The organism is Pseudohalioglobus lutimaris, from assembly GCF_002866825.1.
Taxonomy (GTDB): Bacteria; Pseudomonadota; Gammaproteobacteria; order Pseudomonadales; family Halieaceae; genus Halioglobus; species Halioglobus lutimaris.
Window position 1 is genome coordinate 1 of sequence record NZ_PKUS01000008.1, and the last position, 21,727, is coordinate 21,727.

Here is a 21,727-nt window from a genome sequence, read left to right on the forward strand (position 1 = left end):
GTGATCCCAAACTGTGGGACAGCAGTGGAGCTTCGGCTCCTTTTTTTTTCGCCTGTGGTTCAGACCAGTGACGGAAACCCGATCTGGCGCAGCGCCTCATAGGTAACGATTGCTGCCGCATTGCTCAGGTTGAGGCTGCGGCTTTGCGGGCGCATGGGGATACGCAGTCGTTGTTGTGGAGGGAGTTCATCCAGGACTTCAGCGGGCAGGCCTCGCGTCTCCGGGCCGAACAGCAGGGCATCATCACTGCGGAAGCTGACTTCATCATAGGGCATGGCACCCTTGGTAGTGAGAGCCAGCAGGCGTGACGCTGGGAACTGCTGGCGGAAGTCGGTGAGGGAGGGGTACAGGCTTACCGCGGCGAATTCGCGATAGTCCAGGCCGGCTCGCCGAAGCTTTTTTTCCTCCATATCAAAACCAAGCGGTTCTATCAGGTGCAATGAACAGCCGGTATTGGCGCACAGCCGCATGATGTTGCCGGTGTTGGGCGGAATTTCAGGTTGGTAAAGGACGATATTCAGCATCGCCGCATGTTACCGTTGGCCCGTGCCTGCGGCTACATCTGCAGGTCCTTCATTTTTCGGGTGAGCGTATTACGCCCCCAGCCAAGCAACTCGGCGGCATCGCGTTTGCGGCCATGGGAGTGCTGTAGGGCCGTCTCTATCATCACCCGTTCAAACTCCGGTGTGGCCTGTTCCAGAATATGGTTTTTGCCCTGTACCAGCTCATTCCTCGCCCAGTTGCGCAGCAGCACCCTCCAGTCTGCCTCACTATCTTCGGCGACCGGTCCTGCGTCTTTGTTTAGCTCCGGGGGCAGGTCGGTCAGGTGTACTTCGCGCCCGGATGCCATTACCGTAATCCAGCGGCAGGTGTTTTCCAGCTGACGCACGTTTCCCGGCCAATCGAGATGGGACAGGAACTGCTCGGTCTCAGGTAGAAGCACCTTGGGGTCACCGCCGAGTTCGTCGGCGGCGCGCTGGAAAAAGTGCTGCATCAGCCTGGGTATGTCCTGGCGCCGTTCTGAGAGTTTGGGAATATGAATTCGGATTACGTTCAGGCGATGGAACAGGTCTTCACGAAATTCACCGCTGCGCACCAGCTCCTCCAGGTCCTGATGGGTTGCGGCGATGATGCGCACGTCTACCTTCGTCGGGGTTGCACCCCCCACGCGGTAAAACTCGCCATCCGCCAGTACCCGTAACAGGCGGGTTTGCGTCTCGGCGGGCATGTCGCCAATCTCATCGAGGAACAGAGTGCCGCCGTCGGCTTGCTCAAAGCGGCCCTGGCGCCGGGCATTGGCACCTGTAAAAGCGCCTTTTTCATGTCCAAACAATTCAGACTCCATCAGTTCGCGGGGTATTGCAGCCATGTTCAGGGCGATGAACGGGCTGGCTGCGCGTGGGCTGTGTTTGTGCAACGCATGAGCGACCAGCTCCTTGCCGGTGCCCGACTCACCATTGATAAGTACGGTAATGTTGCTGTGTGCCAGTCGCCCGATGGCTCGAAACACTTCCTGCATCGCCGGCGCTTCACCAATGATCTCCGTCTGAGGCAGCTGGTCCGTCTGCGGGGCCTCCAGGCCGTGCTCCTTTACCTGCGCCAGCGCTCGCTCGGTGATGGCTACTACCTCATCCAGGTCGAACGGTTTGGGGAGGTACTCGAAGGCGCCCTGCTGATAGGAGGCGACGGCACTGTCCAGATCCGAGTGCGCGGTGGTGATAATGACCGGCAGTTGAGGATGGCTTTTACTGATCCGGGCGAGCAACTCCAGCCCATCGGTGCCAGGCATACGGATATCGCTGATGATCACATCAGGCGACTCCAGGACCATGCGTTGCAGTAGTTGATCGCCGTCACTGAAGGTCTCATTGTCGATGCCAGCCTGATTTAGAGTGCGTTCCAGCACCCATCGAATCGAGCTGTCATCGTCTACTATCCAGACTTTCGCCTGCTTATGCATTGTTGGTATCCATTGGTAAGTAAATAGTGAAGCGGGTGCGACCCGGTTGACTGGCGCATTCCAGCATGCCGCCATGGCGAGCGATGATGGACTGGGATATGGTCAAGCCCAGTCCAGTACCCTCGGCCCGTCCTGTGACCATGGGCAAGAAAATTGATTGCAGCATATCCGGAGGAACTCCCGGCCCGTTGTCCTCAATGTCGATACGGCACGCCAGGCGGTGGCGCTGATTGCCGATGGTGAACTGGCGTTTGGCCCGGCTGCGCAGTGTGATCACGCACTCATCGATACTGGCTGCGGCTTGCAGCGCATTGCGCATGATGTTGAGTACAGCCTGAATCAACTGGCTGCGGTCGCCGAGCACTTCGGGGATGCTGGGGTCGTAGTCGCGCACCAGTGTGGCACAGTGGTCTGTTTCGGCGCTGATCAGGTCATGAACGTGTTCAAGGACCTCATGAATGTTGAGGTTGCGGATGTCCAGTGCCTGATTTGGTCCCAGAAGCCTGTCGACAAGGTCGCGAAGCCGGTCCGCCTCGCGAATGATGATATTCGTGTACTCGGTCAGCTCCGCGGATGGTAATTCACGCGCCAGCAATTGTGCGGCGCCGCGAACGCCCCCCAGCGGGTTTTTGATTTCGTGTGCAAGCCCGCGGATCATCGCCCGCGTTGTTTCCTGTGCATTGACCTGGTACTCATCACGGCTGATTTTCAGCAGCCGATCCACCGGCTGCAGTTCCAGCAGCATACTGATGCCGTACTCTGAGTTGCTGATGGGAGTGACCATCAGGTCCACGTGTATATCGCGACCGGACAACAGGGTGAGTGGCATGCCGCGGCGTGCCAGCGGACTGCGCGTGGCGCGAACCTGTTTCAGTATCTGCACCAGGGTGTCGGGTCGGGAGACCAGCTTGCGTGGCGTTTTACCCAGGCTGCGCAGTTCGGAAGTCTCCAGCAGGTCCTGGCTGGAAACATTGAGGCTGACGACCCGCAGTTCAGAGTCCAGGGCGACGATCGCCGTACTGATGTTGTCGAGGATGTCGCGATCCTGATGCATTCGGTCGTGAGTCCTTTGGGGGTCTTTGATCACTGCGTTCATTCCTTCACTAACTTAGCAAGAATGGAGCCAATCAGCAGGCGCAGTGCTCGAATTTGGGGCGCGGCCCCGGCTGTGTAGACCATGGCGTAAGCAAGTACTTACTTCGATTGAATTGATGGCGGATCGCCCAAGATGGCGCGCTGTTAAAACAACGTGGACAGATCAGCACTCAATTATTGCGCACCAATATGGTGCGTCATTTTGTGGGGGCTTGTCCAGAGACGGGTGGGCGTTTACTGAACCGACGGGCGCAGTACATAGACCCGCACGGTATCGGATCTGGCGAGAACCTTGCCATCCCGGCCAAGGACTTCAACTACCAGGTCATGGGGGCCGCGAAGCACATTCTGCAGATTCCAGTTCCCCGCCTCCTGGAGTGCGCCCTGCGGCGAACCATCCACCAGCAGTTGCAGTGTTTGCTCGCTGCTGCCGCCAGCGCTGATGGATGCGCTGACTGAGAAATTGCCGCCACCCATGGGGATGGTAGATTCGTTGGCCGGGGACGTAATTGCGACTTCTACAGGCACCGCCTGGGCTTCGGCCGGCTCAGCCTTTGGCCGTGGCACGGGCGTGACGGTCGGTGGCGGAGGTGTGGTGTTTGTCCGCGGCAGGTCCACCTGCTCGCTCTGGCCGGAGCCGGCGGGGGGGGCATCAGTAAACACGACGTTGCCGTGCTCGTCGGTCGTTTTGTATATCTGTGCATTCGCCATGCCCGCCAGCAGCATTGCGGTGCCAAGTACTGTGGCGATTACCAGCCTGATCATAGTGGCCACTCCCTCTCTCTGTGAGTTGTCTCTACCCTATCAGAAAAGTCCTGGCTGCGAGAGTTCAACGAAGGCGGTAAATATTTCTCATTCGTCATCTTCGCATGGCAACGGGCTGTGTTCGCGGGGCTGCTGCAGAGAGAAATAGCGGAGACAAAAAAAACCCGCCAGGCGGAGTGTGTTTTTACACTCTCCACCTGGCGGATTTTTTTAATGACCGCCCTGTCGTTAGACGGAGTAGTACATTTCGAACTCAACCGGGTGAGTGGTCATGTTCAGGCGCTCGATTTCAGCCTCCTTGAGATCGATGTAAGCATCGATCATGTCGTCGGAGAATACGCCGCCAGCGGTAAGGAACCCGCGATCTGCGTCCAGGGCCGCCAGCGCCTGGTCGAAGGTGGCCGCCACGGTGGGGATGGCCTTGCCTTCTTCCGGTGGCAGGTCGTAAAGGTCCTTATCTGCCGCATCGCCAGGGTGGATCTTGTTCTGGATGCCGTCCAGGCCAGCCATCAGCAACGCTGCGAATGACAGGTAGGGGTTGGCGGTCGGGTCGGGGAAGCGAACCTCTACGCGCTTGCCCTTGGGGTTGGGCTCGTAGGGGATACGGATGGAGGCAGAGCGGTTGCGGGCCGAGTATGCCAGCATGACCGGTGCCTCAAAGCCAGGTACCAGGCGCTTGTACGAATTGGTAGAAGCGTTGGTGAAGGCGTTGAGTGCCCTGGCGTGCTTGATAATCCCGCCAATGTAATAGAGCGCCGCATCGGACAGACCTGCATAACCGTCGCCGGCAAATATGTTTTCGCCGTCCTTGGAGATAGACTGGTGCACGTGCATACCGGAGCCGTTGTCGCCAACGACCGGCTTGGGCATAAAGGTCGCGGTCTTGCCGTAGGCATGGGCAACGTTGTGGACGCAGTACTTGAGCACCTGCACCTCATCGCCCTTCTTCACCAGCGTGCTGAAGCGGATGCCGATCTCGCACTGGCCGGCTGTGCCCACCTCGTGGTGATGTACTTCCACGTCCAGGCCCATCTGCTCCATGGCCGTACACATGGCGGCACGGATGTCGTGCAGCGAGTCGACGGGAGGAACGGGGAAGTAACCGCCTTTAACACCTGGGCGGTGACCGATATTGCCTTCTTCAAACTGATGGTTGGAAACCCAGGCGGCTTCCTCTGAGTGGATCTGGTAGCTGGCACCAGACATATCCACCTTCCACTTGATGTCATCGAAGACGAAAAACTCGGGCTCGGGGCCGAAGAAAGCGGTATCACCGATGCCGGTGGACTTGAGGTACTCTTCCGCGCGCTTCGCAACGGAGCGCGGGTCGCGGTCGTAGCCCTGCATGGTGGTGGGCTCTACAACGTTGCAGCGAACGATGACGGTAGCGTCATCGGTAAACGGGTCAAGCAGGGAGGCGCTGTCGTCCGGCATCAGAATCATGTCGGACTCGTTGATACCTTTCCAGCCAGCGATTGATGAGCCATCAAACATCTTGCCGTCTTCAAAGAAGTCCTCGTCGACCTCCTTGGACGGGATAGTGACGTGCTGTTCCTTGCCGCGTGTATCGGTGAAGCGCATGTCAACCCAGCGCGCTTCATTTTCTTTTATCAGGTTCAGAGTGTTCTCTGACATTGATTTTCCTCCTTGGGATGTTTAAGGACCAACGGGTCGGCCTGCGTATTTGTTCCAGTGCGGGGTCAGGGGTTAGCCTGCACCCGGAAAGTTCGACAGTTTTACCTCTGCAATAGCAACAGCAAGAGCTGTGCCAAAAAGGGGCTTTCTCTAACATGCTGAAATCGTTGGAAATAAAGTCGGCTGACTTTCGAATCGAAATCTGCGCGCCCTGTAATGGTGCGCTAAAGCACCATTTTGGTGCAATTCTATTCGGGGTGTATCTCCCTGCTCTTTGGCCTGCGCTGTTCAGTAGCGTTGTCGTAGTAGGCGTGTCCGGCAGAGCCATAGGTTTATGGCCCCAATAGGTTTTATTGTCAAGTTTTCGCCCGGATTACGTGTCACATCCGATCGATCGTGCCTCTGTTGACGCAGGGTTTTGTAGCGTCGGGATGATGGGCCTGCTCCGGGCTGGTTACGGCTGACGCTGCGGGTGATTGTGCAGGTCCACGGCAATTCCGCTGTTGCGTCGTGATGAGATGTCAGGGCAGCGAATGGGGCAGGCCACAGCCGGACCGGCATGATTACTGGGTAAGGCCCCGAAAAACTACCATTTCGCTCCCTTGGCGCTAGTGTATAATCCGCGCCCTTCCCAGTCTGTACAGACCCGGCGGGGCCCGCCGCCGCACGTGCCAATTCAGCGCATCCTGCGGCGGGCCCCGGACATTTTTTGAGGTAATCCCTTGATCGACCAGTTACGCAACATCGCTATTATCGCCCATGTAGACCATGGCAAAACCACGCTGGTGGATTGCCTGCTACAGCAGTCCGGCACGCTGGACCGCCGCAATGAAGGCGCTGAGCGCGTCATGGACTCCAACGACCAGGAACGCGAGCGGGGAATTACCATTCTTGCCAAGAACACGGCGATCAAATGGAATGACTACCGTATCAACATTGTCGATACACCGGGGCACGCTGACTTTGGTGGTGAGGTTGAGCGCGTGCTGTCGATGGTTGACTCGGTCCTGTTGCTGGTTGATGCGGTCGATGGCCCGATGCCACAGACGCGGTTTGTGACCTCCAAGGCGTTTGAGCAGGGGCTGAACCCTATTGTCGTGGTGAACAAGATTGACCGACCGGGTGCGCGACCCGACTGGGTGGTGGACCAGGTGTTCGACCTGTTCGATCGCCTCGGTGCCAGTGAAGAGCAGCTCGATTTTCCCGTGATCTTTGCCTCTGCCATCGAGGGCATCGCCGGGCTGGACCACGAGGAGATGGCGGATGATATGCAGCCGCTGTTTGAGGCGATTATGGAAAAGGTGCCGGCACCGCAGGTCAACAGCGCTGGGCCATTGCAGATGCAGATCAGTGCGCTGGATTATTCCAGTTATGTCGGCGTGATTGGCGTCGGTCGCATCAGTCGGGGCAAATTGGCGCCCAATACCCAGGTTACGATCATCGACCGCGAAGGCGAGACCCGCAATGGCAAGGTCCTGCAGGTAATGGGTTACCTGGGGCTGGAGCGCGTAGATGTAGACAGTGCCGAGGCCGGCGATATTGTTTGTATCACCGGCATCGACGGCCTGAACATTTCTGATACGCTCTGTGAGCCGGGGCAGGTGGAAGCGTTGCCGCCACTCTCTGTGGACGAGCCCACAGTCAGCATGACCTTTCAGGTCAACGACTCTCCATTTGCCGGCAAGGAAGGCAAGTACGTTACCTCGCGCAATATAAAGGAGCGCCTGGAGCGCGAATTGATCCATAACGTGGCATTGCGGGTAGAGCCGGGTGACAGTCCGGACAAATTCAAGGTATCCGGCCGCGGCGAGTTGCATCTTTCTGTACTGATTGAATCCATGCGCCGTGAAGGCTTTGAGCTGGGCGTGTCACGCCCAGAAGTGATTCAGAAGGAAGTTGACGGCGAGTTGCAGGAACCCTATGAGCAGCTGGTAATCGATTGTGAAGACCAGCACCAGGGTTCACTGATGGAGGAACTTGGCCTGCGTCGCGCGGAACTGGAGAATATGGTCCCCGACGGCAAGGGGCGTGTGCGCCTGGAGTTTATAATTCCAGCACGGGGTTTGATTGGGTTCCGGTCCCAGTTCCTGACAATGACCTCCGGTAGTGGCATCCTGACACATGTCTTCGATCACTACGGTCCGGTGAAGGGGGCGGAGATTATTCATCGCCAGAACGGCGTGCTCGTTTCCATGGTGAAGGGCAAAACGCTCGCCTATGGCCTGTTCAACCTGCAGGACCGTGGCCGGCTGTTTGTCGACCCCAATGTTGAAGTATATGAAGGTCAGGTAATCGGTCTGCACAGCCGCAACAATGACCTGACCGTGAACCCGACCAAGGCCAAGCAGCTTACCAATGTGCGTGCTTCGGGCACGGATGAAGCGCTCACGCTGACACCACCGGTAAGGCATACCCTGGAGCAGGCCCTGGAGTTTATCGAGGATGATGAACTGGTAGAGGTCACGCCGGAAAGCATTCGCCTGCGCAAGAAATTGCTGCAGGAACACGAGCGCCGTCGGGCCGGGCGCGTCTAGAGTCAAGCAGCCGGTATGAAGGCCTTGATTCAGCGGGTCAGGTCAGCGCGGGTGGACGTGGCAGGAGAGACCGTTGGGAAAATTGACGGTGGAATACTGGTTCTATTGGGTCTGGACAAGGGCGACGATAAAGCCACAGTAGAGCGCATGCTGGACAAGGTGCTCGCCTATCGGCTGTTTGCCGATGCCCAGGGACGCATGAATTGCTCAGTGACTGATATTAATGGTGGGGTACTGCTGGTCTCCCAATTCACCCTTTCTGCCGGCACGCGCAAGGGTCTGCGCCCCGGATTTTCCTCGGCCATGCCGCCGGTTGAGGCCGAACAGTTGTATGATTTCACGCTGCAGCGTTTACGCCAACGTCACGCGCGCGTTGCCGCCGGGGCGTTTGGCGCTGACATGCAGGTCAGCCTGTGCAACGATGGTCCGGTAACGTTCATGCTGGAGCTGTAGACAGCACCATTTCCAGATGGGGGATGCCGTCCAGGCCATAAACGTCGCCCTGGGTGACAAAGCCCAGTTCACGGTAAAAGTCCTCCAGGTGGGCCTGGGCGTGTATGCGTATAGCGGCCTGTGGCCAGCGCTCGAGGTTGTGGGTAATGCCCCGCCGGACCAGTTCCCGACCCAGGTTCTTGCCGCGTGCCGCAGGCGCGACAACGATACGGCCCAGGGTGCTCTCGGTCTCCTGTAGGCCTGGTGGTAGGCAGCGCTGGTAGGCAAGCAACTCACCATCCTGCCAATGCAGCATATGGATGGCCTCGGGGTCGAGGCCGTCCGCGTCCACATAGATACTGGCCTGTTCCACTGCGAAGACTTCCTGCCGCAGTTTCAGCGCAGCATACAGCTGCGAATTGCTCAGCCCTGCAAAATCGCTGGTGAGCCATTGCGATGACATGCTTCTAATACCTCATTTACCGGTTCCGGCCTTCCTCCTGATATGGAGATGTTGCTACTATAGGGGTGATTTTACCGCAATGACAGGGAGTGTCGCTCGCGGTCACCATAGCGCCGTCCCGCAGGAACGGTTGCCCAGTTGGAGAGACTACCGATGCTGGCGACAGCGGAGCCCGGCCCGGACTTCACAGTCCTCGGTCAGCAATACAAGAAACTGATCCGCGCACTAGTGGAAGTGGTTAACATGCCCGCTGTGCCAGTAGAGGTGGCGCCCGTCACCGACGGCAACTTTCGGGGCTTTGATGATGGGCAGTTTTATATCGTGGAACGTGGTTCACTCACTGCGCGCTACCAGGGGAAGATGGTCTACCTGCTCGAGGAGGGGGATATTCTCCTGCCAGACATAGCGGGCACGGCAGACACGGATGCCGCAGTTTATTTCGGCAGTGATAGCGGCGCGAAGCTGGGCAGCTACCCGGCTCTGGAGTTTATGCGCCGTGTGTTTGCCGACCAGTCAGCCACCAAGCTGTGGACGCGTTTACTGGTCACCTACTCCGGACTTATGCTGCGGATTACCGCGGCCAATATCCAGGATGAACCGGACGCTACCCCGGGCTTTGAAGTTTATGAACCGGGCGATATTATTATCCGCCAGGGAGAGCGTGCGGACTTTGTCTTTCACATGTCGGCCGGGTCAGCCGAGGTCGTGGTAGATGACATCGTCGTCGGTCGCATCGGCGAGGGTGAGATTTTTGGCGCCATGGCAGCGTTGACCCAGGCAGATCGCAGTGCAACGGTTCGCGCCAAGACGAGCTGCTCTGTAGTGAAAGTGCCCAAAGACCAGTTTACCGAGCTGATCAAGAACAACCCGGCGACCATACACAGCCTGTTGATTGACATGGCCAACTCCATCGTCAACCTCAACGAGCAGTTGGTCGGTCTGCGCGGCTAGCCTCAACCTTAATCCCATGTCGGCATGATCCCGGTCATTACCCAAAGGCCGGGGACAGCACTGAACAGTATTATCTTATGGAAAACGCATGTCAGATATTGTAGAAATCGACGAAGACGGCATTGAGCAGGTCTCGATGCAGCAGTACACGGAGAAGGCCTACCTCGATTACTCCATGTACGTGATCCTCGACCGTGCCCTTCCCCACGTGGGCGACGGTTTGAAGCCTGTGCAGCGGCGCATCGTCTACGCCATGAGCGAGCTGGGCCTCAAGGCTTCCGCCAAGTTCAAGAAATCAGCGCGGACGGTGGGCGATGTGATCGGTAAATTCCATCCCCACGGCGATAGTGCGGCTTACGAAGCGATGGTGTTGATGGCACAGAACTTCAGCTATCGCTATCCGCTGGTTGACGGACAGGGTAACTGGGGCTCTCCCGATGACCCCAAGTCCTTTGCGGCCATGCGCTATACGGAGTCCCGGCTTACCGCTTATGCGGACGTACTGCTGAGCGAGCTGGGCCAGGGCACGGTGGATTGGGCGCCTAATTTTGACGGCACCCTGGAAGAGCCTCGTGTACTGCCTGCGCAGGTGCCGAATGTATTGCTTAACGGTACCACGGGTATCGCTGTGGGCATGGCAACGGATGTGCCCCCGCACAATCTGAGGGAAGTGGTTGCTGCTACCGTTCACCTGCTGGAATCTCCGAAGGCAACCGTGGCCGAACTCTGTGAATACGTGCTCGCTCCGGATTTCCCGACGGAGGCCGAGATTATTACGCCGCGAGAGGAAATTGTAGCGCTTTACGAGAGCGGGCGAGGCGGGCTGAAGATGCGTGCGGTGTGGGAGCGCGAAGGCGGCGATATCGTTATCAATGCTCTGCCCCATCAGGTCTCGGGCTCAAAGGTACTGGAGCAGGTCGCGGCGCAGATGCAGGCCAAGAAGCTGCCAATGGTGGCTGACCTGCGCGATGAGTCCGATCATGAGAACCCCACGCGACTGGTCATTGTGCCGCGCTCCAACCGGGTAGATGTGGAAGCGGTGATGAATCACCTGTTTGCCACCACCGACCTTGAGCGCAGCTATCGGGTCAACCTCAATATGATCGGTATCGATGGCCGTCCCGGGGTCAAGGGCCTGGACCGGATTATCAGGGAGTGGCTCAAGTTTCGCACCGAGACTGTTCGTCGTCGCCTGGAGTATCGCCTGGAGCGGGTGCTGCGCCGCCTGCACATTCTCGAGGGCTATCTTGCCGCTTACCTCAATATCGATGAGGTGATCCACATTATCCGGACGGAGGACAAGCCGAAGCTCGCTTTGATGGACCGCTTCGGCATTTCCGACATCCAGGCCGAGGCAATTCTCGACCTCAAACTGCGCAACCTGGCCAAACTGGAAGAGATGAAAATCCGCGGTGAGCAGGATGAACTGGAAGCCGAGCGCGATCAGTTGCAGAAGGTCCTCGGCAGTGCTGCCCGCCTGAAAACACTGATCAAGAAGGAGCTTCTGGCTGTTGCTGAGCAATTTGGGGATGCGCGCCGGTCTCCTTTGGTAGAGCGCGGTGAGGCCCGTGCTTTCAGTGAGCTGGAACTGATGAGCGCTGACCCGATCACTGTGGTGATGTCAGAGAAAGGCTGGATTCGTGCCGCCAAGGGGCATGATATTGACCCGTCAGCACTCAGCTACAAGTCCGGGGACGGCTTCAAAATGTCTGCCCTGGGGCGCAGCAACCAGCCCACGGTAATACTGGACTCAACCGGGCGCGCCTATACCGTGTCCTCGCACAACCTGCCGTCTGCGCGGGGCCAGGGTGAGCCGGTCACCGGTCGTATCAACCCGCCATCAGGGGCTACTTTTGAAGGCCTGATGATGGGTGATGAAGATTCGCTCTACCTGCTGGCGTCTGACGCCGGCTATGGTTTTGTCGCCAGATTCGCTGACCTGCAAACGAAGAACAAGGCAGGAAAGGGAGCACTCAACCTGCCCAAGGGCAGTGCGGTGTTACAGCCCGCACGGATTTCTGAGCAGGAGAATGCGTGGGTTGCTGCGGTATCCAACGAGGGACGGCTGTTGGTCTTTCCTCTCGCAGACCTGCCGCAAATGTCCCGTGGCAAAGGCAACAAGATTATCGGCATTCCCTCAGCCCGCGTGCAGTCGCGAGATGAGTTTGTCGTTGCGGTGAAGGTGTTGACCGAGAAGGACGCGCTGGTGGTCTACGCCGGGAAGCGTCATCACCGCTTGAAGTTTTCTGACCTGGAACATTATCGTGGTGAGCGCGGCAGACGTGGTAACAAACTGCCTCGAGGGTTCCAAAAAGTGGATGCGATGTTGGTGGAGAGCTGATTTCCTGTTGTTGCCTATCGGGCCGGGTTCTTGCCCCGGCCGGACAGGCAGCGGTATTTCCCGCTGCCTGCCTTTCACCATAGCTTCAGGTGTGCATGCACAGACCCGATTGAATACCGCGAAGCGCTATACCAGCAATGGGTCCATCAATCGCTTCAGGATCAATTGCAGCTGCCGTTCCAGCAAATCCTGGTAAGGCCCCGCAAAGCTCTCCAGCATGCTGTAGTCCAGAACCTCGGTGGACTCCAGCTGTAGCCTCCCCTGAATGTCCGTATCCTCGGTCACCGCTGGCGAAAGCAATATCTTTGGCGGCTTGCTGGCACAGACAGCCTGCAGTTCGTCCAGCGTGTGCTGCATGTAGAGTCCGGGATAGATGTCACGGGCATCGCCTATACCCAGCTCGCTCTGGGAGATCGCCATCGCAATTTTCATGGACAGTGCCATGTTTTGTTCCAGCTCTGCTGCGACAGCCTGAATCAGCCAGGCGCAGGAGGCCGCGCGAAACGGCGCGCTGCCGGCATTGTTGGGGCCGCTGAAATACACGGCCAGTGCGAACTGGCGGGTGACTTGAAGTTCTCCGCCATAAAAACCCGCAGCCGCATAGACTACCTGATGGAGCCTGTCTGCATAGCGATGCAGTGATTTTTCGTCCAGCGTGTCCACGTAGCCGGAGAGGCTTTCCAGATGGAGGTAAAGCACCGCAGTAGAGCGATAGTTTTCGTCCCGGGCTTCTGCATCGTTGCGAGTGCGCAACAGGTCCATGGGTAATGCCCGGACGCGTGTCTCCAGCAGATCCAGTTCACTGGTGCCGGTGGCCGCCGGGGGCGCATCTTCAAGCGCCAGATTTCGTGCCAGACCGGCAATGCGGTTTCCCAGTTGTTTGCCCAACTTCAATCCAGCTCCATAGGCTGCCAGGCTGAGCAGGACTGCAAGTCCGAGCAGGCTGATCACGAAACGCTGGTGAGCAGCGCTGGCCGAATCGGTGTTGATTGTTACCAGCACCTCGCCCGCGACATCGGCTTCAATGCGCACTGGCGCACGGTATTGGCCCGCGTTCTTCTCCTGTGGGTCTCCTGCTTCGCCCAGCACTGTGCCCTCCACGTCAAAAATGGCTACCGCCGTGGCAGGGGAGGTGTCGACAAAGCGCTGTAGTGAGGCGGTGATGCTCAGCAGGTCACCGTTTTCCAGCGAGATGCTGACGCGCCGGGCAATCTGGTGCGCCAGGGCACTGCCAAACTCTGCCTGTTGCTCTCGTTGCAGGTGCTTGCTGGAAATTGCTGCCAGAACAACCAGCGCCAGACTGACGGTCAGGCAAAGCGCAGCCGCCGTGTAGGCTAGCTGTTGGTTCAGGGAGGCTTTTTTCAGGTGAATCAGCACGTCTTTTTATCGTAGTGGGAACGCGTGGAGTATAAACCAGCTGTCGCCCCCGCGGGTCTTTTTCTGTGAACTGTCGCGCTTCCTCGTGCGCGATGCTGGGGTTAGAATAGCGGGCTTTCACTGAGCCCTGGAATACCCTTGAGCCAAATCCTGTTAATTACCATTTCCGGCGAGGACCACCCCGGCGTAACCGCAGGTATTACTGCAATTCTGTCCCGGCACAATGTCAATATCCTCGATATAGGTCAGGCGGTCATCCACGCTACGCTGTCCATGGGGGTGCTGGCCGAGCTTCCTGGCGGCTGCGACCGTGAAGTGGTCAGTGCGGAGGTAGAGCGCTGCGGGCAGGAACAGGGCATGCGCGTGCGTATTGCCGAGGTCTCCGCTGACAGCTATGGCCACTGGGTCGCTGCCCAGGGGCGGGCCCGTTATATTGTCACCTTGCTGGCGCGCAAGATAACGGCAGACCAGATCGCCAGGGTCACCGAGGTAATATCCCGGCACGCTTTGAATATCGACAGCATCAATCGGCTTTCCGGACGCATTCCGCTGGGCGATTTACCGGATCTGTCCCGGGCCTGCGTGGAGTTTTCCGTGCGCGGTCCGCTCGCCGAGATGTCCACATTCCGCCGTGACCTGTTGGAGGTGGCTGGCGCTCTGGAGGTGGACCTGGCATTCCAGCAGGATAATATGTATCGGCGCAACCGGCGCCTGGTCGCCTTTGACATGGACTCTACCCTGATCGAGGCAGAAGTTATTGATGAGCTGGCCGCGCGTGCCGGAGTTGGCCCTCAGGTCGCAGCGATTACCGAGCGTGCGATGCGTGGAGAGCTGGATTTTTCCGCGAGCTTTCGCGAGCGGGTGGCGCTGCTGCACGGGCTTGATGAGGCTGTACTGGAGGAAGTCGCCAGTGATCTGAAAATCACCGAAGGCGCGGAGCACCTGATTTCCACGCTGCGAACCCTGGGGTACAAAACGGCGATTCTCTCGGGGGGGTTCACCTATTTCGCCCGTTATTTGCAAGCCCGGCTGGGCATGGACTTCGTGCACGCCAATGACCTGGATATAGAGGGCGGCAAGGTTACGGGAAAGGTTACGGGTACCATTGTCGATGGCGAGCGCAAGGCGCAGTTGTTACGTCAGCTGGCGGACTCGGAGGGTATCGACCTGCAGCAGGTCATAGCGGTCGGGGACGGCGCCAATGATCTGCCTATGTTGAGCACTGCCGGCCTGGGCATCGCCTTCCGTGCAAAACCGCTGGTGCAGAAATCGGCAGAGCAGTCCATCTCTACTCTGGGGCTGGATGCTATTCTTTATTTGCTGGGATTCAGCGACCGCGATCAGCAGCGTTAGCCTTTGCAAGTCATGCTAGATCTTGCTCCAGAGTGAATCATAGGATGCATCCAGCGGGCCGCTCTTGTCTTCTGCCACGACCTCGTCCAATTGCTTGATATAGCGGAAATCGAACTGCGCATAGCTGGCGGTTGCTGCAACCTGTTGGGTAAGCTGGATCAGGAAGCTCTCGCCGAGTCGTAGTAGCGAGATCTTCTGGCGCTCACGAAAGCCTGACCGGGCAGTGAGCAATGTGTGGGGTTGCCCTACCAGCTTGATCTCCGGCAGCAGCAATACTCGTTGTGGGTCGGCTTCCTGTCCTTTCTTGGTGTGTATCAATGCGCCATAGGCCACAGCCTGTGGGCTAAGCAGTTCAAGCCCGATGAGGGTGCGCGCGTTCTGGAGGCGACTGACCCAACGTATCACTGCGATAGACCAGCTGCTGCTCTTGCCTTCTTGCACAGAGGCGATTGCGCCGGCGCGGATATCCTCCGGCAGGTCTTCACCCCACTCTATGCAGTATCCACCAGGACTCGCGTTGATGGATTTGACTTGATACACGGGGTAGCTGCGCCTGGGTGAATCGGCTGCATTACCATTGGTGATTGCCTGCAGGCTCTGCTCGTCTACCTCGATGTTATGGGTAAACGCAGCTTCGGCCTCACTGGCCGACTCCTCGCGGACGAAGTCTTCTTCGGGATTGGCTTTTCGCCAGGGGTCATGGGGGGACTTGTCCTCGCGCAGGAAAACGTTGGTGCTCATTCGCCCAGCGGCTTCCGGGCTGTAGTGGTCGCCGTGAATCAGTTGCTCAAAGTCTCTTCCGTCGGCTGCGTGGAAGTGGGCAGCCCCCAGGCCTATGCTGATAGCGAGGGGGGTCTCGCTTTGTACGCGACTGAAATTGCGCATGCTCATACTGCTGAGGCAGTCGATAAGATGACCGAGCATGTTGGACGGAAGGCTCAGTCCATCCTCCAGTTTGACGCCAGGCTTGCCCTTGGCGTCGTCCTGTTCCTGTAACTGATGTAGATAGCTTACCAGTTCCTGTGCACTGATCTGGCGACATTGGCTGCTGCTGTGCTTGTCATAGAGCTTGCTGTAAAGCGGCGGTTGGTCGCGGTCGAGATCGACAAGAAACAGGCCATCGACTGTGCCCTGGCCGCCTATCTGCAGTTTCTCGCTCCATTGCGCCAGGGCAGCATGTACCGCCACCATATCGGACTGTCGGAGTTGATTGGGTTTGATACAGCCCAACACAAGGCCCTGCAGGTAGGTGTTGGTCACGGTCGTACTGCGGCCATCAGCGTCATTGACCGCAAGTGTCGCCAGTCCCTGTCGCTCGGCCAGCGCATACAGCTGATGCAGGGTCAGCCATCCGCCCAGGGTGACTGGCCGGTATAGCTGGAAGCTGAGCAATATGCTGCGACCGCTAAAATCGAGACCCGACTGAATCGCCTCGCAGAGCAGGCGGGCGGGATTGTGGTCGCGAATGCTGTCCGGATCATTGACGATATGCGTGGCGAGCAGTGAATACGCGTCGATAAGTTGACCGTAGATATCTTCAGTCAGTTCCGCCAGTTGCCTGGGTTCTTCGGGCATGACCAGCGGCTGATGAAGAAAGCGCTTGGTGAGGTTGGCAAGCGTGACCTGCACACTGCCTGACAGGGCTGCAAGTATCGCGTGACGCAGCTCGGGAGCGACCACGCAATGATTCAGGTCGTCAAGTGCGGCCCGCAGTTGTTCTGCGACGGCACGGATATTCGTCACCGGCAATTGCTGCGCCCAGTCGCGCGCCGCATCCCCATCCAATTGGAAATGTGTGAATTGCGCGAGATCCTGCTGCGGCAGCTTCATTTTTAGCAAATTATCGTTATTCATTTCCCTGGTCCTGCCTTACCGTGTTCGCGTCCAGGTGCTGGTTTAGCAAGATTAGCTCATTTCCCGCGGTCGCCGCCAGCGGCAATGCTTGCAATCTCCCCAAGACCCGCGCTCTGGGGTATCATTGTCGCCACTTTTCTGAGCCCAAGGTAAACGGTAACACCATGGCGAACTATTCAACCAACGAATTCAAGTCCGGCCTCAAGGTCATGCTGGACGGTGACCCCTGCAGCATTCTCGACAACGAATTCGTGAAGCCCGGCAAAGGCCAGGCTTTCAATCGCGTCAGATTGCGCAATCTCAAGACTGGCAGGGTGTGGGATCGTACCTTCAAGTCCGGTGAGACACTGGAGGGCGCCGATGTAATGGACCGGACCATGGAGTATCTCTACAACGACGGTGAGTTCTGGTACTTCATGGAGCCAGACACCTTCGAGCAGTACCAGGCCGATGCCAAGGCCGTGGGCGATGCGCACCTGTGGTTCAAAGAGCAGGAAAAGTGCGAAGTAACCCTGTACAACGGCACCCCCCTTTCGGTAGCGCCGCCCAACTTTGTCGAGTTGGAGATCACCGAGACGGATCCTGGCCTCAAGGGAGATACAGCACAGGGCGGCAGCAAGCCGGCTACCCTCAGCACCGGTGCAGTAGTCAAGGTTCCCCTGTTCCTCAGTGAGGGCGAGGTCATACGCGTTGATACCCGTACGGGCGAATACCAGGGTCGTGCCAGCAAGTCCTGATTGTTGATGGGTTGGCAGCCCGCGGCAACCCTGGATAGGCTGCGCCAGCGAGCTGCCCTGTTGGCGCATGTTCGCGATTTCTTCTGTGGCCGCGGCGTTCTCGAGGTGGAGACGTCGCTGCTGTGCAGCAGCGGGATAACCGATCCTTCGATCGAGCCCCTAAGGGTACAGTGTGGGCAATCCATCACCGGCACCCGTTTCCTGCAGACCTCTCCCGAATACGCGATGAAAAGGCTGCTTGCTGCTGGCAGCGGACCTATCTACCAGGTCGCAAAGGCCTTTCGTGATGGCGAAGCAGGGCCGCGCCACAACCCCGAATTTACGCTGCTGGAGTGGTACCGGCCGGGTTTTGATCACCACCAGTTAATGCGGGAGGTGGCGGACCTGGTGCTCTCATACCTGGGTACTCAGCCGGTGGAATACCATGCCTATCGCGCATTGTTTCAGCAGGAGCTGGGGGTGGATCCTCTCACCGCGGAGCTGGACACGCTGCAGTCAGTAGCGCGCGCGGAACTGGATGTCGGTGGCCTCAGTGGCGATCGTGACCTCTGGCTTGACCTGCTTATGAGCCATCTTATCGAGCCGCGACTGATAGGGCGCGGCCTGTGCTTCGTTTATGACTATCCTGAAAGCCAGGCCGCTCTGGCCCGCGTCAGCGAGGTCGATGGCATGTCGGTGGGTCATCGTTTCGAGCTCTACGTCAACGGCCTGGAGTTGGCCAACGGCTATTGGGAGCTGGGTGACGCTGTCGAACAGCGCCGCCGATTCGTCGCCGATAATCAGCGGCGATGCGTCGCTGGCCAGAACGAACAACCCCTGGACGAGCATTTGTTGGCGGCACTGGCAGCGGGAATGCCAGACTGTGCCGGGGTTGCCCTGGGTCTGGACCGCTTGTTGATGCTTGGCGCGGGTTGCGAGGATATTCGCCAGACCCTGGCATTCGATTGGTCGCGCAGTTAGCGGATGATGGCATTGTCGTCCACGTCGCACACCGCCGGACCATAGCCCGCGATAAATTCCGCGGGCAATCGCCTGGGTCTGCCGCTGGACATCTCGATACAGGCAAAGCGCATGCCACCGCGCAGCAGGGTGACGCCGTCATCAACGCGGACGATCTGGAAGCGGCGCTGCATGGTGAGACGACGGTCCCAGTTGACTATCCAGGTAGCGATTACGACTTTGTCGCCCTCACGGGATGCCTGCAGGTAGTGATATTCGCTGTGGGTGATCGCCATGGCCCTGTCCAGCCGCCGGTATGCTTCAAGGTCAAGGCCAAGCGATACCGAGTGGGCCCACGCCACTTGCTCACACCATTTAACGTATACGGCGTTGTTGGTGTGATTGAGTCCGTCGATATCGTCAGCCTGGACGATGCTGTCCAGGGTAAAAGGTTGAAGGTAATCCCAGTCCGGCATTCGAGGGCTCATGGGCTGGCGGCCTCGGCGGCTTCCGCCGGGTCAAAAGAGATGGGTTTGAGCGCGAACTGCAGGTAGCCGTAGATGATGGCAATGACCGGGCAGAACAGGTTGAAAAAGGCGTAGGGGGCATAGCTGATCGTGGCGACGCCAAGGGTGGCCGACATGTACGCTCCACAGGTGTTCCATGGAATCAACGCCGAGGTTAGCGTAGCGGAGTCCTCCAGCGTTCGCGACAGGTTGAGAGCAGACAGTCCACGCTCTCGATAGGCGTTGCGATACATACGCCCGGGCAGCGCCACGGCAATGAACTGGTCTGCCGCTAGGATATTGGTGCCAATGCAGGTAAACACGGTGGTGGTGATAAGTGAGCCAACGCTCTTCACGCTGCGCAGGGCCAGCCCCAGCAGATAGCCAAGAATACCTGTGCGCTCCAGTACTCCTCCAAATCCCAGCGCGCAGATAATCAACCACACCGTATTGAGCATCGACGACATACCACCCTTGCTCAGTAATGCGTCCAGGAATTCGTTTCCGCTATTTGAAGTGAAGCCGTCAAAGAGTGCGATCCAGATTCCCTTTAATTGCACGAACATATAGCTGAGATCCGGGCTACTGCCGGCGAGTCCGGCGACCTGGTCTGGCTGGAACAGCACTGCGAATACGGCGCCTGTCAGCGCGCTGACAACGATCGCGGGAAAGGCGGGAAAACGCTTGAATACCAGTAGTAACATCAGCACTAGCGGCAGCAGCAGGTGCAGACCAATGGTGAACTCGGCGGCGAGCGCAGCCTGCAGGTTGGCAATCTCCCGGGGGGTCGCGCCCTCGGAAGAGCCGAGTACGGCAAAAATGGCCAGTGCCAGTACAAAGCTTGGCAGGGTTGTCCACAGCATATGACGAATATGATCGAACAGGTCCACGCCGGTGGCGGCAGCGGCGAGGTTGGTGGTGTCGGACATCGGCGAGAGTTTGTCGCCAAAATAGGCCCCCGAGATAATCGCCCCGGCCGTTATCGCAGGCGACAGGTCAAAGCTGCCGGCGATACCCATCAGGCCGATGCCAAGGGTGCCGGCTACCGTCCACGAACTGCCGATGCTGATAGCGACGATGGCGCAGATTGCAGCGCTGGCTGCGTAGAAGATATCGGGGTCGAGAATCTGCACACCGTAATAGATCATTGCCGGCACCGTGCCGCAGAGGATCCATGTGCCGATAAGCATGCCCACACTGAGCAGGATCAGGGTCGGGCTCAACCCCATGCTGATACCGTTGACAATGCCCTCCTGCGCCTCTCGCCAACTGACTCCGCGGCTGCGTGACACCAGGGCCGCGACACAGGTGGCCAGAAGCAGGGCGATCTGGTTGGCACCGTAAGAGGAGTCTGCGCCAAACAGGTAAACGGAGCAGCCAAGGAGGGTGACGAGAAAGGCGATCGGGGTCAGCGCCTGCACCGCAGTGATTGGGAGTTTTTCTTTTCTCACGTCTAATCGCCGTTCACCCGGGTTGCCTTTGTGCATCCCCAAGCCAATCAGGATGCCTGAATTTGTGCATACGGTACAGCCTGCGACCGGCCTGGGTCTGACAGCGAAAACCGTATCGCGTAATATAGGCACCGTCCTATTCAGTTTTTCCTGGAACAGTCACATGCGCCCTCATTCCCTACTCCCCGCATTGTCAGTGGCAGTATTTATTCTTTTATCAGTTGTTGCCTGCGCCCAGCCGGGCCCGGGTCCTGCGCGTGTTGAGCCTCTTCTGGAGAATGCGGCCAGCGCAACCGGGCCGGGCGAAGAGACCGGGATTCGTGTGCGCACGCTGTTGGAGTGGTTGCAGGAGCCCTGGGGAATGGACTTCCTCCCCGATGGTCGGCTGCTGCTGACAGAAAAGCCCGGCACCCTGAAAGTCGTCACGCCGGAAACCTGGCGCACCACGGATGTGAGTGGTGTGCCAGCAGTTGCCGACGAGGGGCAGGGGGGATTGATGGATGTTCTGGTTCATCCCGACTTTGAGCGCAATCATTGGGTGTATCTAAGTTACGCTGTTGCGGTAGAGGGTGGTTTCACGACTCGGGTAAGTCGCGCACGTCTGCGGGGTACTGCGTTGGAAGACTTCGAGGTCCTGTTTACAGCGCGACCTGCCTATGCCGAGCGGCGGCATTTCGGATCGCGCCTGCTTTTGGACCGGGGACTGCTCTATATCACCGTTGGTGACCGCGGCAATCGTGAAAAGGCCCAGTCACTACTGACGCATAACGGCAAGGTACTGCGGCTCACTGAGGATGGGCGCATTCCTGATGACAACCCATTCGTGGGTCGCGACGACGCCCTGCCTGAAATTTATAGCTACGGCCATCGCAATCCCCAGGGTATGGCCCGCCGCCCGGGGACGCGAGAAATCTGGGTCACCGAGCACGGTCCCCAGGGCGGAGACGAGATAAATATCATAAAGCCAGGCGCCAACTATGGCTGGCCCGTAATCACCTATGGTGAAGAGTACGGGGGTGGGGCAATTGGTGAGGGCGTCCACAAGGACGGCATGGAGCAGCCGCTTATCTACTACGTACCCTCCCTGGGAACGGGCGGTATCGCCTTCTATGACCTGAATACCTATCCTGGCTGGAACGCGTCACTGCTGGTCTCCGGCCTGCGCCTCGCGAGAATCAACCGCCTGGAGCTTGACGCCAGCGGCAAACCTGGAAAGGAAACTCGCCTGCTGGGGAACCTGGGTATGCGGGTACGCGACATTCAGGTGGGCCCCGACGGTCTGGTCTATGCCCTGGCTGACCGGTCGCGCCTGATTCGACTCGAGCCGCGCTAAA

The 21,727-nt window shown here is 58.4% G+C and carries 18 protein-coding genes; 8 read left to right on the top strand and 10 right to left on the bottom strand.

The genetic code is table 11. The features are described 5' to 3' along the window. Nucleotides 1-59 precede the first annotated feature (59 nt). The 5 genes from C0039_RS08350 to glnA all read right to left on the bottom strand — a co-directional run bounded on the left by C0039_RS08350 (nucleotide 60) and on the right by glnA (nucleotide 5,455). Nucleotides 60-524 (bottom strand): tRNA (cytidine(34)-2'-O)-methyltransferase, encoded by a 465-nt coding sequence (locus tag C0039_RS08350; protein WP_075999856.1) that lies wholly within the window; start codon nucleotides 522-524, stop codon nucleotides 60-62. Between the two features lie 32 nt (nucleotides 525-556). Continuing rightward, nucleotides 557-1,960 (bottom strand): nitrogen regulation protein NR(I), encoded by a 1,404-nt coding sequence (ntrC, locus tag C0039_RS08355; protein ID WP_101517825.1) that lies wholly within the window; start codon nucleotides 1,958-1,960, stop codon nucleotides 557-559. Further along, a complete protein-coding gene (gene glnL, locus C0039_RS08360) occupies nucleotides 1,953-3,014 on the bottom strand; it encodes a nitrogen regulation protein NR(II) (RefSeq protein ID WP_243391581.1) in 1,062 nt (353 codons plus the stop codon). Before glnL ends, ntrC begins: the two co-directional genes overlap by 8 nt. Before the next feature lie 275 nt (nucleotides 3,015-3,289). Further along, nucleotides 3,290-3,820, bottom strand: a complete 531-nt coding sequence (locus tag C0039_RS08365; protein ID WP_101517827.1) for a DUF4124 domain-containing protein — start codon at nucleotides 3,818-3,820, stop codon at nucleotides 3,290-3,292. Between the two features lie 228 nt (nucleotides 3,821-4,048). Beyond that, nucleotides 4,049-5,455: a glutamate--ammonia ligase gene (gene glnA, locus C0039_RS08370; protein WP_101517828.1), complete on the bottom strand. Its 1,407-nt coding sequence runs from the start codon at nucleotides 5,453-5,455 to the stop codon at nucleotides 4,049-4,051. 722 nt (nucleotides 5,456-6,177) lie between these two features. Between glnA and typA the strand changes: the two genes are divergently transcribed. Both typA and dtd read left to right on the top strand, forming a co-directional pair. Next, nucleotides 6,178-7,989 carry a translational GTPase TypA gene (gene typA / locus C0039_RS08375; RefSeq protein ID WP_101517829.1) on the top strand — a complete coding sequence of 604 codons (1,812 nt, stop codon included), beginning with the start codon at nucleotides 6,178-6,180 and terminating at the stop codon, nucleotides 7,987-7,989. A 15-nt stretch (nucleotides 7,990-8,004) separates the two neighbouring features. Beyond that, nucleotides 8,005-8,442, top strand: coding sequence for a D-aminoacyl-tRNA deacylase (gene dtd, locus C0039_RS08380; protein ID WP_101517830.1), 438 nt, complete (start codon nucleotides 8,005-8,007; stop codon nucleotides 8,440-8,442). Here the strand turns inward: dtd and C0039_RS08385 are convergent. Further along, on the bottom strand, nucleotides 8,426-8,884 hold the full coding sequence (locus tag C0039_RS08385; RefSeq protein ID WP_101517831.1) for a GNAT family N-acetyltransferase: 459 nt from the start codon (nucleotides 8,882-8,884) through the stop codon (nucleotides 8,426-8,428). The two genes, dtd and C0039_RS08385, sit on opposite strands and share 17 nt — an antisense overlap. 153 nt (nucleotides 8,885-9,037) lie before the next feature. Between C0039_RS08385 and C0039_RS08390 the strand changes: the two genes are divergently transcribed. Both C0039_RS08390 and parC read left to right on the top strand, forming a co-directional pair. Then, entirely contained in the window at nucleotides 9,038-9,835 is a 798-nt protein-coding gene (locus tag C0039_RS08390) for a Crp/Fnr family transcriptional regulator (RefSeq protein ID WP_075999864.1), read from the top strand. An 88-nt stretch (nucleotides 9,836-9,923) separates the two neighbouring features. Beyond that, nucleotides 9,924-12,176 (top strand): DNA topoisomerase IV subunit A, encoded by a 2,253-nt coding sequence (gene parC, locus C0039_RS08395; RefSeq protein WP_101517832.1) that lies wholly within the window; start codon nucleotides 9,924-9,926, stop codon nucleotides 12,174-12,176. Nucleotides 12,177-12,302: 126 nt separating this feature from the next. Here parC and C0039_RS08400 read toward each other — a convergent pair whose 3' ends face one another. Next, nucleotides 12,303-13,553, bottom strand: coding sequence for a hypothetical protein (locus C0039_RS08400; RefSeq protein WP_101517833.1), 1,251 nt, complete (start codon nucleotides 13,551-13,553; stop codon nucleotides 12,303-12,305). Nucleotides 13,554-13,691: 138 nt separating this feature from the next. Between C0039_RS08400 and serB the strand changes: the two genes are divergently transcribed. Continuing rightward, a complete protein-coding gene (gene serB / locus C0039_RS08405) occupies nucleotides 13,692-14,906 on the top strand; it encodes a phosphoserine phosphatase SerB (protein WP_075999866.1) in 1,215 nt (404 codons plus the stop codon). Nucleotides 14,907-14,921: 15 nt separating this feature from the next. Here the strand turns inward: serB and C0039_RS08410 are convergent, their stop codons facing one another. Continuing rightward, nucleotides 14,922-16,760 carry a hypothetical protein gene (locus C0039_RS08410; RefSeq protein ID WP_101517834.1) on the bottom strand — a complete coding sequence of 613 codons (1,839 nt, stop codon included), beginning with the start codon at nucleotides 16,758-16,760 and terminating at the stop codon, nucleotides 14,922-14,924. Between the two features lie 164 nt (nucleotides 16,761-16,924). Here C0039_RS08410 and efp point away from each other — a divergent pair, with 164 nt between their 5' ends. Continuing rightward, on the top strand, nucleotides 16,925-17,497 hold the full coding sequence (gene efp, locus C0039_RS08415; protein WP_075999868.1) for an elongation factor P: 573 nt from the start codon (nucleotides 16,925-16,927) through the stop codon (nucleotides 17,495-17,497). Nucleotides 17,498-17,503: 6 nt separating this feature from the next. Then, nucleotides 17,504-18,457, top strand: a complete 954-nt coding sequence (epmA, locus tag C0039_RS08420; RefSeq protein WP_076002209.1) for an EF-P lysine aminoacylase EpmA — start codon at nucleotides 17,504-17,506, stop codon at nucleotides 18,455-18,457. On the opposite strand, the gene C0039_RS08425 is transcribed toward epmA, so the two are convergent. Beyond that, nucleotides 18,454-18,924 carry an acyl-CoA thioesterase gene (locus tag C0039_RS08425; RefSeq protein WP_084179477.1) on the bottom strand — a complete coding sequence of 157 codons (471 nt, stop codon included), beginning with the start codon at nucleotides 18,922-18,924 and terminating at the stop codon, nucleotides 18,454-18,456. The two genes, epmA and C0039_RS08425, sit on opposite strands and share 4 nt — an antisense overlap. Beyond that, the gene (nhaC, locus tag C0039_RS08430; RefSeq protein ID WP_232334924.1) at nucleotides 18,921-20,393 is read right to left on the bottom strand and encodes a Na+/H+ antiporter NhaC; all 1,473 of its coding nucleotides are present in this window, start codon (nucleotides 20,391-20,393) and stop codon (nucleotides 18,921-18,923) included. Before nhaC ends, C0039_RS08425 begins: the two co-directional genes overlap by 4 nt. 163 nt (nucleotides 20,394-20,556) lie before the next feature. On the opposite strand from nhaC, the gene C0039_RS08435 reads away from it, so the two are divergent. After that, nucleotides 20,557-21,726 carry a PQQ-dependent sugar dehydrogenase gene (locus tag C0039_RS08435; RefSeq protein ID WP_076002211.1) on the top strand — a complete coding sequence of 390 codons (1,170 nt, stop codon included), beginning with the start codon at nucleotides 20,557-20,559 and terminating at the stop codon, nucleotides 21,724-21,726. Nucleotide 21,727 lies beyond the last annotated feature (1 nt).

What these genes read in the sequence shown, in the direction of transcription:
- C0039_RS08350 (WP_075999856.1), bottom strand. Translation starts at nt 524, where the DNA reads ATGCTGAATATCGTCCTTTACCAACCTGAAATTCCGCCCAACACCGGC.
- ntrC (WP_101517825.1), bottom strand. Translation starts at nt 1,960, where the DNA reads ATGCATAAGCAGGCGAAAGTCTGGATAGTAGACGATGACAGCTCGATT.
- glnL (WP_243391581.1), bottom strand. Translation starts at nt 3,014, where the DNA reads ATGCATCAGGATCGCGACATCCTCGACAACATCAGTACGGCGATCGTC.
- C0039_RS08365 (WP_101517827.1), bottom strand. Translation starts at nt 3,820, where the DNA reads ATGATCAGGCTGGTAATCGCCACAGTACTTGGCACCGCAATGCTGCTG.
- glnA (WP_101517828.1), bottom strand. Translation starts at nt 5,455, where the DNA reads ATGTCAGAGAACACTCTGAACCTGATAAAAGAAAATGAAGCGCGCTGG.
- dtd (WP_101517830.1), top strand. Translation starts at nt 8,005, where the DNA reads ATGAAGGCCTTGATTCAGCGGGTCAGGTCAGCGCGGGTGGACGTGGCA.
- C0039_RS08385 (WP_101517831.1), bottom strand. Translation starts at nt 8,884, where the DNA reads ATGTCATCGCAATGGCTCACCAGCGATTTTGCAGGGCTGAGCAATTCG.
- C0039_RS08390 (WP_075999864.1), top strand. Translation starts at nt 9,038, where the DNA reads ATGCTGGCGACAGCGGAGCCCGGCCCGGACTTCACAGTCCTCGGTCAG.
- parC (WP_101517832.1), top strand. Translation starts at nt 9,924, where the DNA reads ATGTCAGATATTGTAGAAATCGACGAAGACGGCATTGAGCAGGTCTCG.
- C0039_RS08410 (WP_101517834.1), bottom strand. Translation starts at nt 16,760, where the DNA reads ATGAATAACGATAATTTGCTAAAAATGAAGCTGCCGCAGCAGGATCTC.
- efp (WP_075999868.1), top strand. Translation starts at nt 16,925, where the DNA reads ATGGCGAACTATTCAACCAACGAATTCAAGTCCGGCCTCAAGGTCATG.
- epmA (WP_076002209.1), top strand. Translation starts at nt 17,504, where the DNA reads ATGGGTTGGCAGCCCGCGGCAACCCTGGATAGGCTGCGCCAGCGAGCT.
- C0039_RS08425 (WP_084179477.1), bottom strand. Translation starts at nt 18,924, where the DNA reads ATGAGCCCTCGAATGCCGGACTGGGATTACCTTCAACCTTTTACCCTG.
- C0039_RS08435 (WP_076002211.1), top strand. Translation starts at nt 20,557, where the DNA reads ATGCGCCCTCATTCCCTACTCCCCGCATTGTCAGTGGCAGTATTTATT.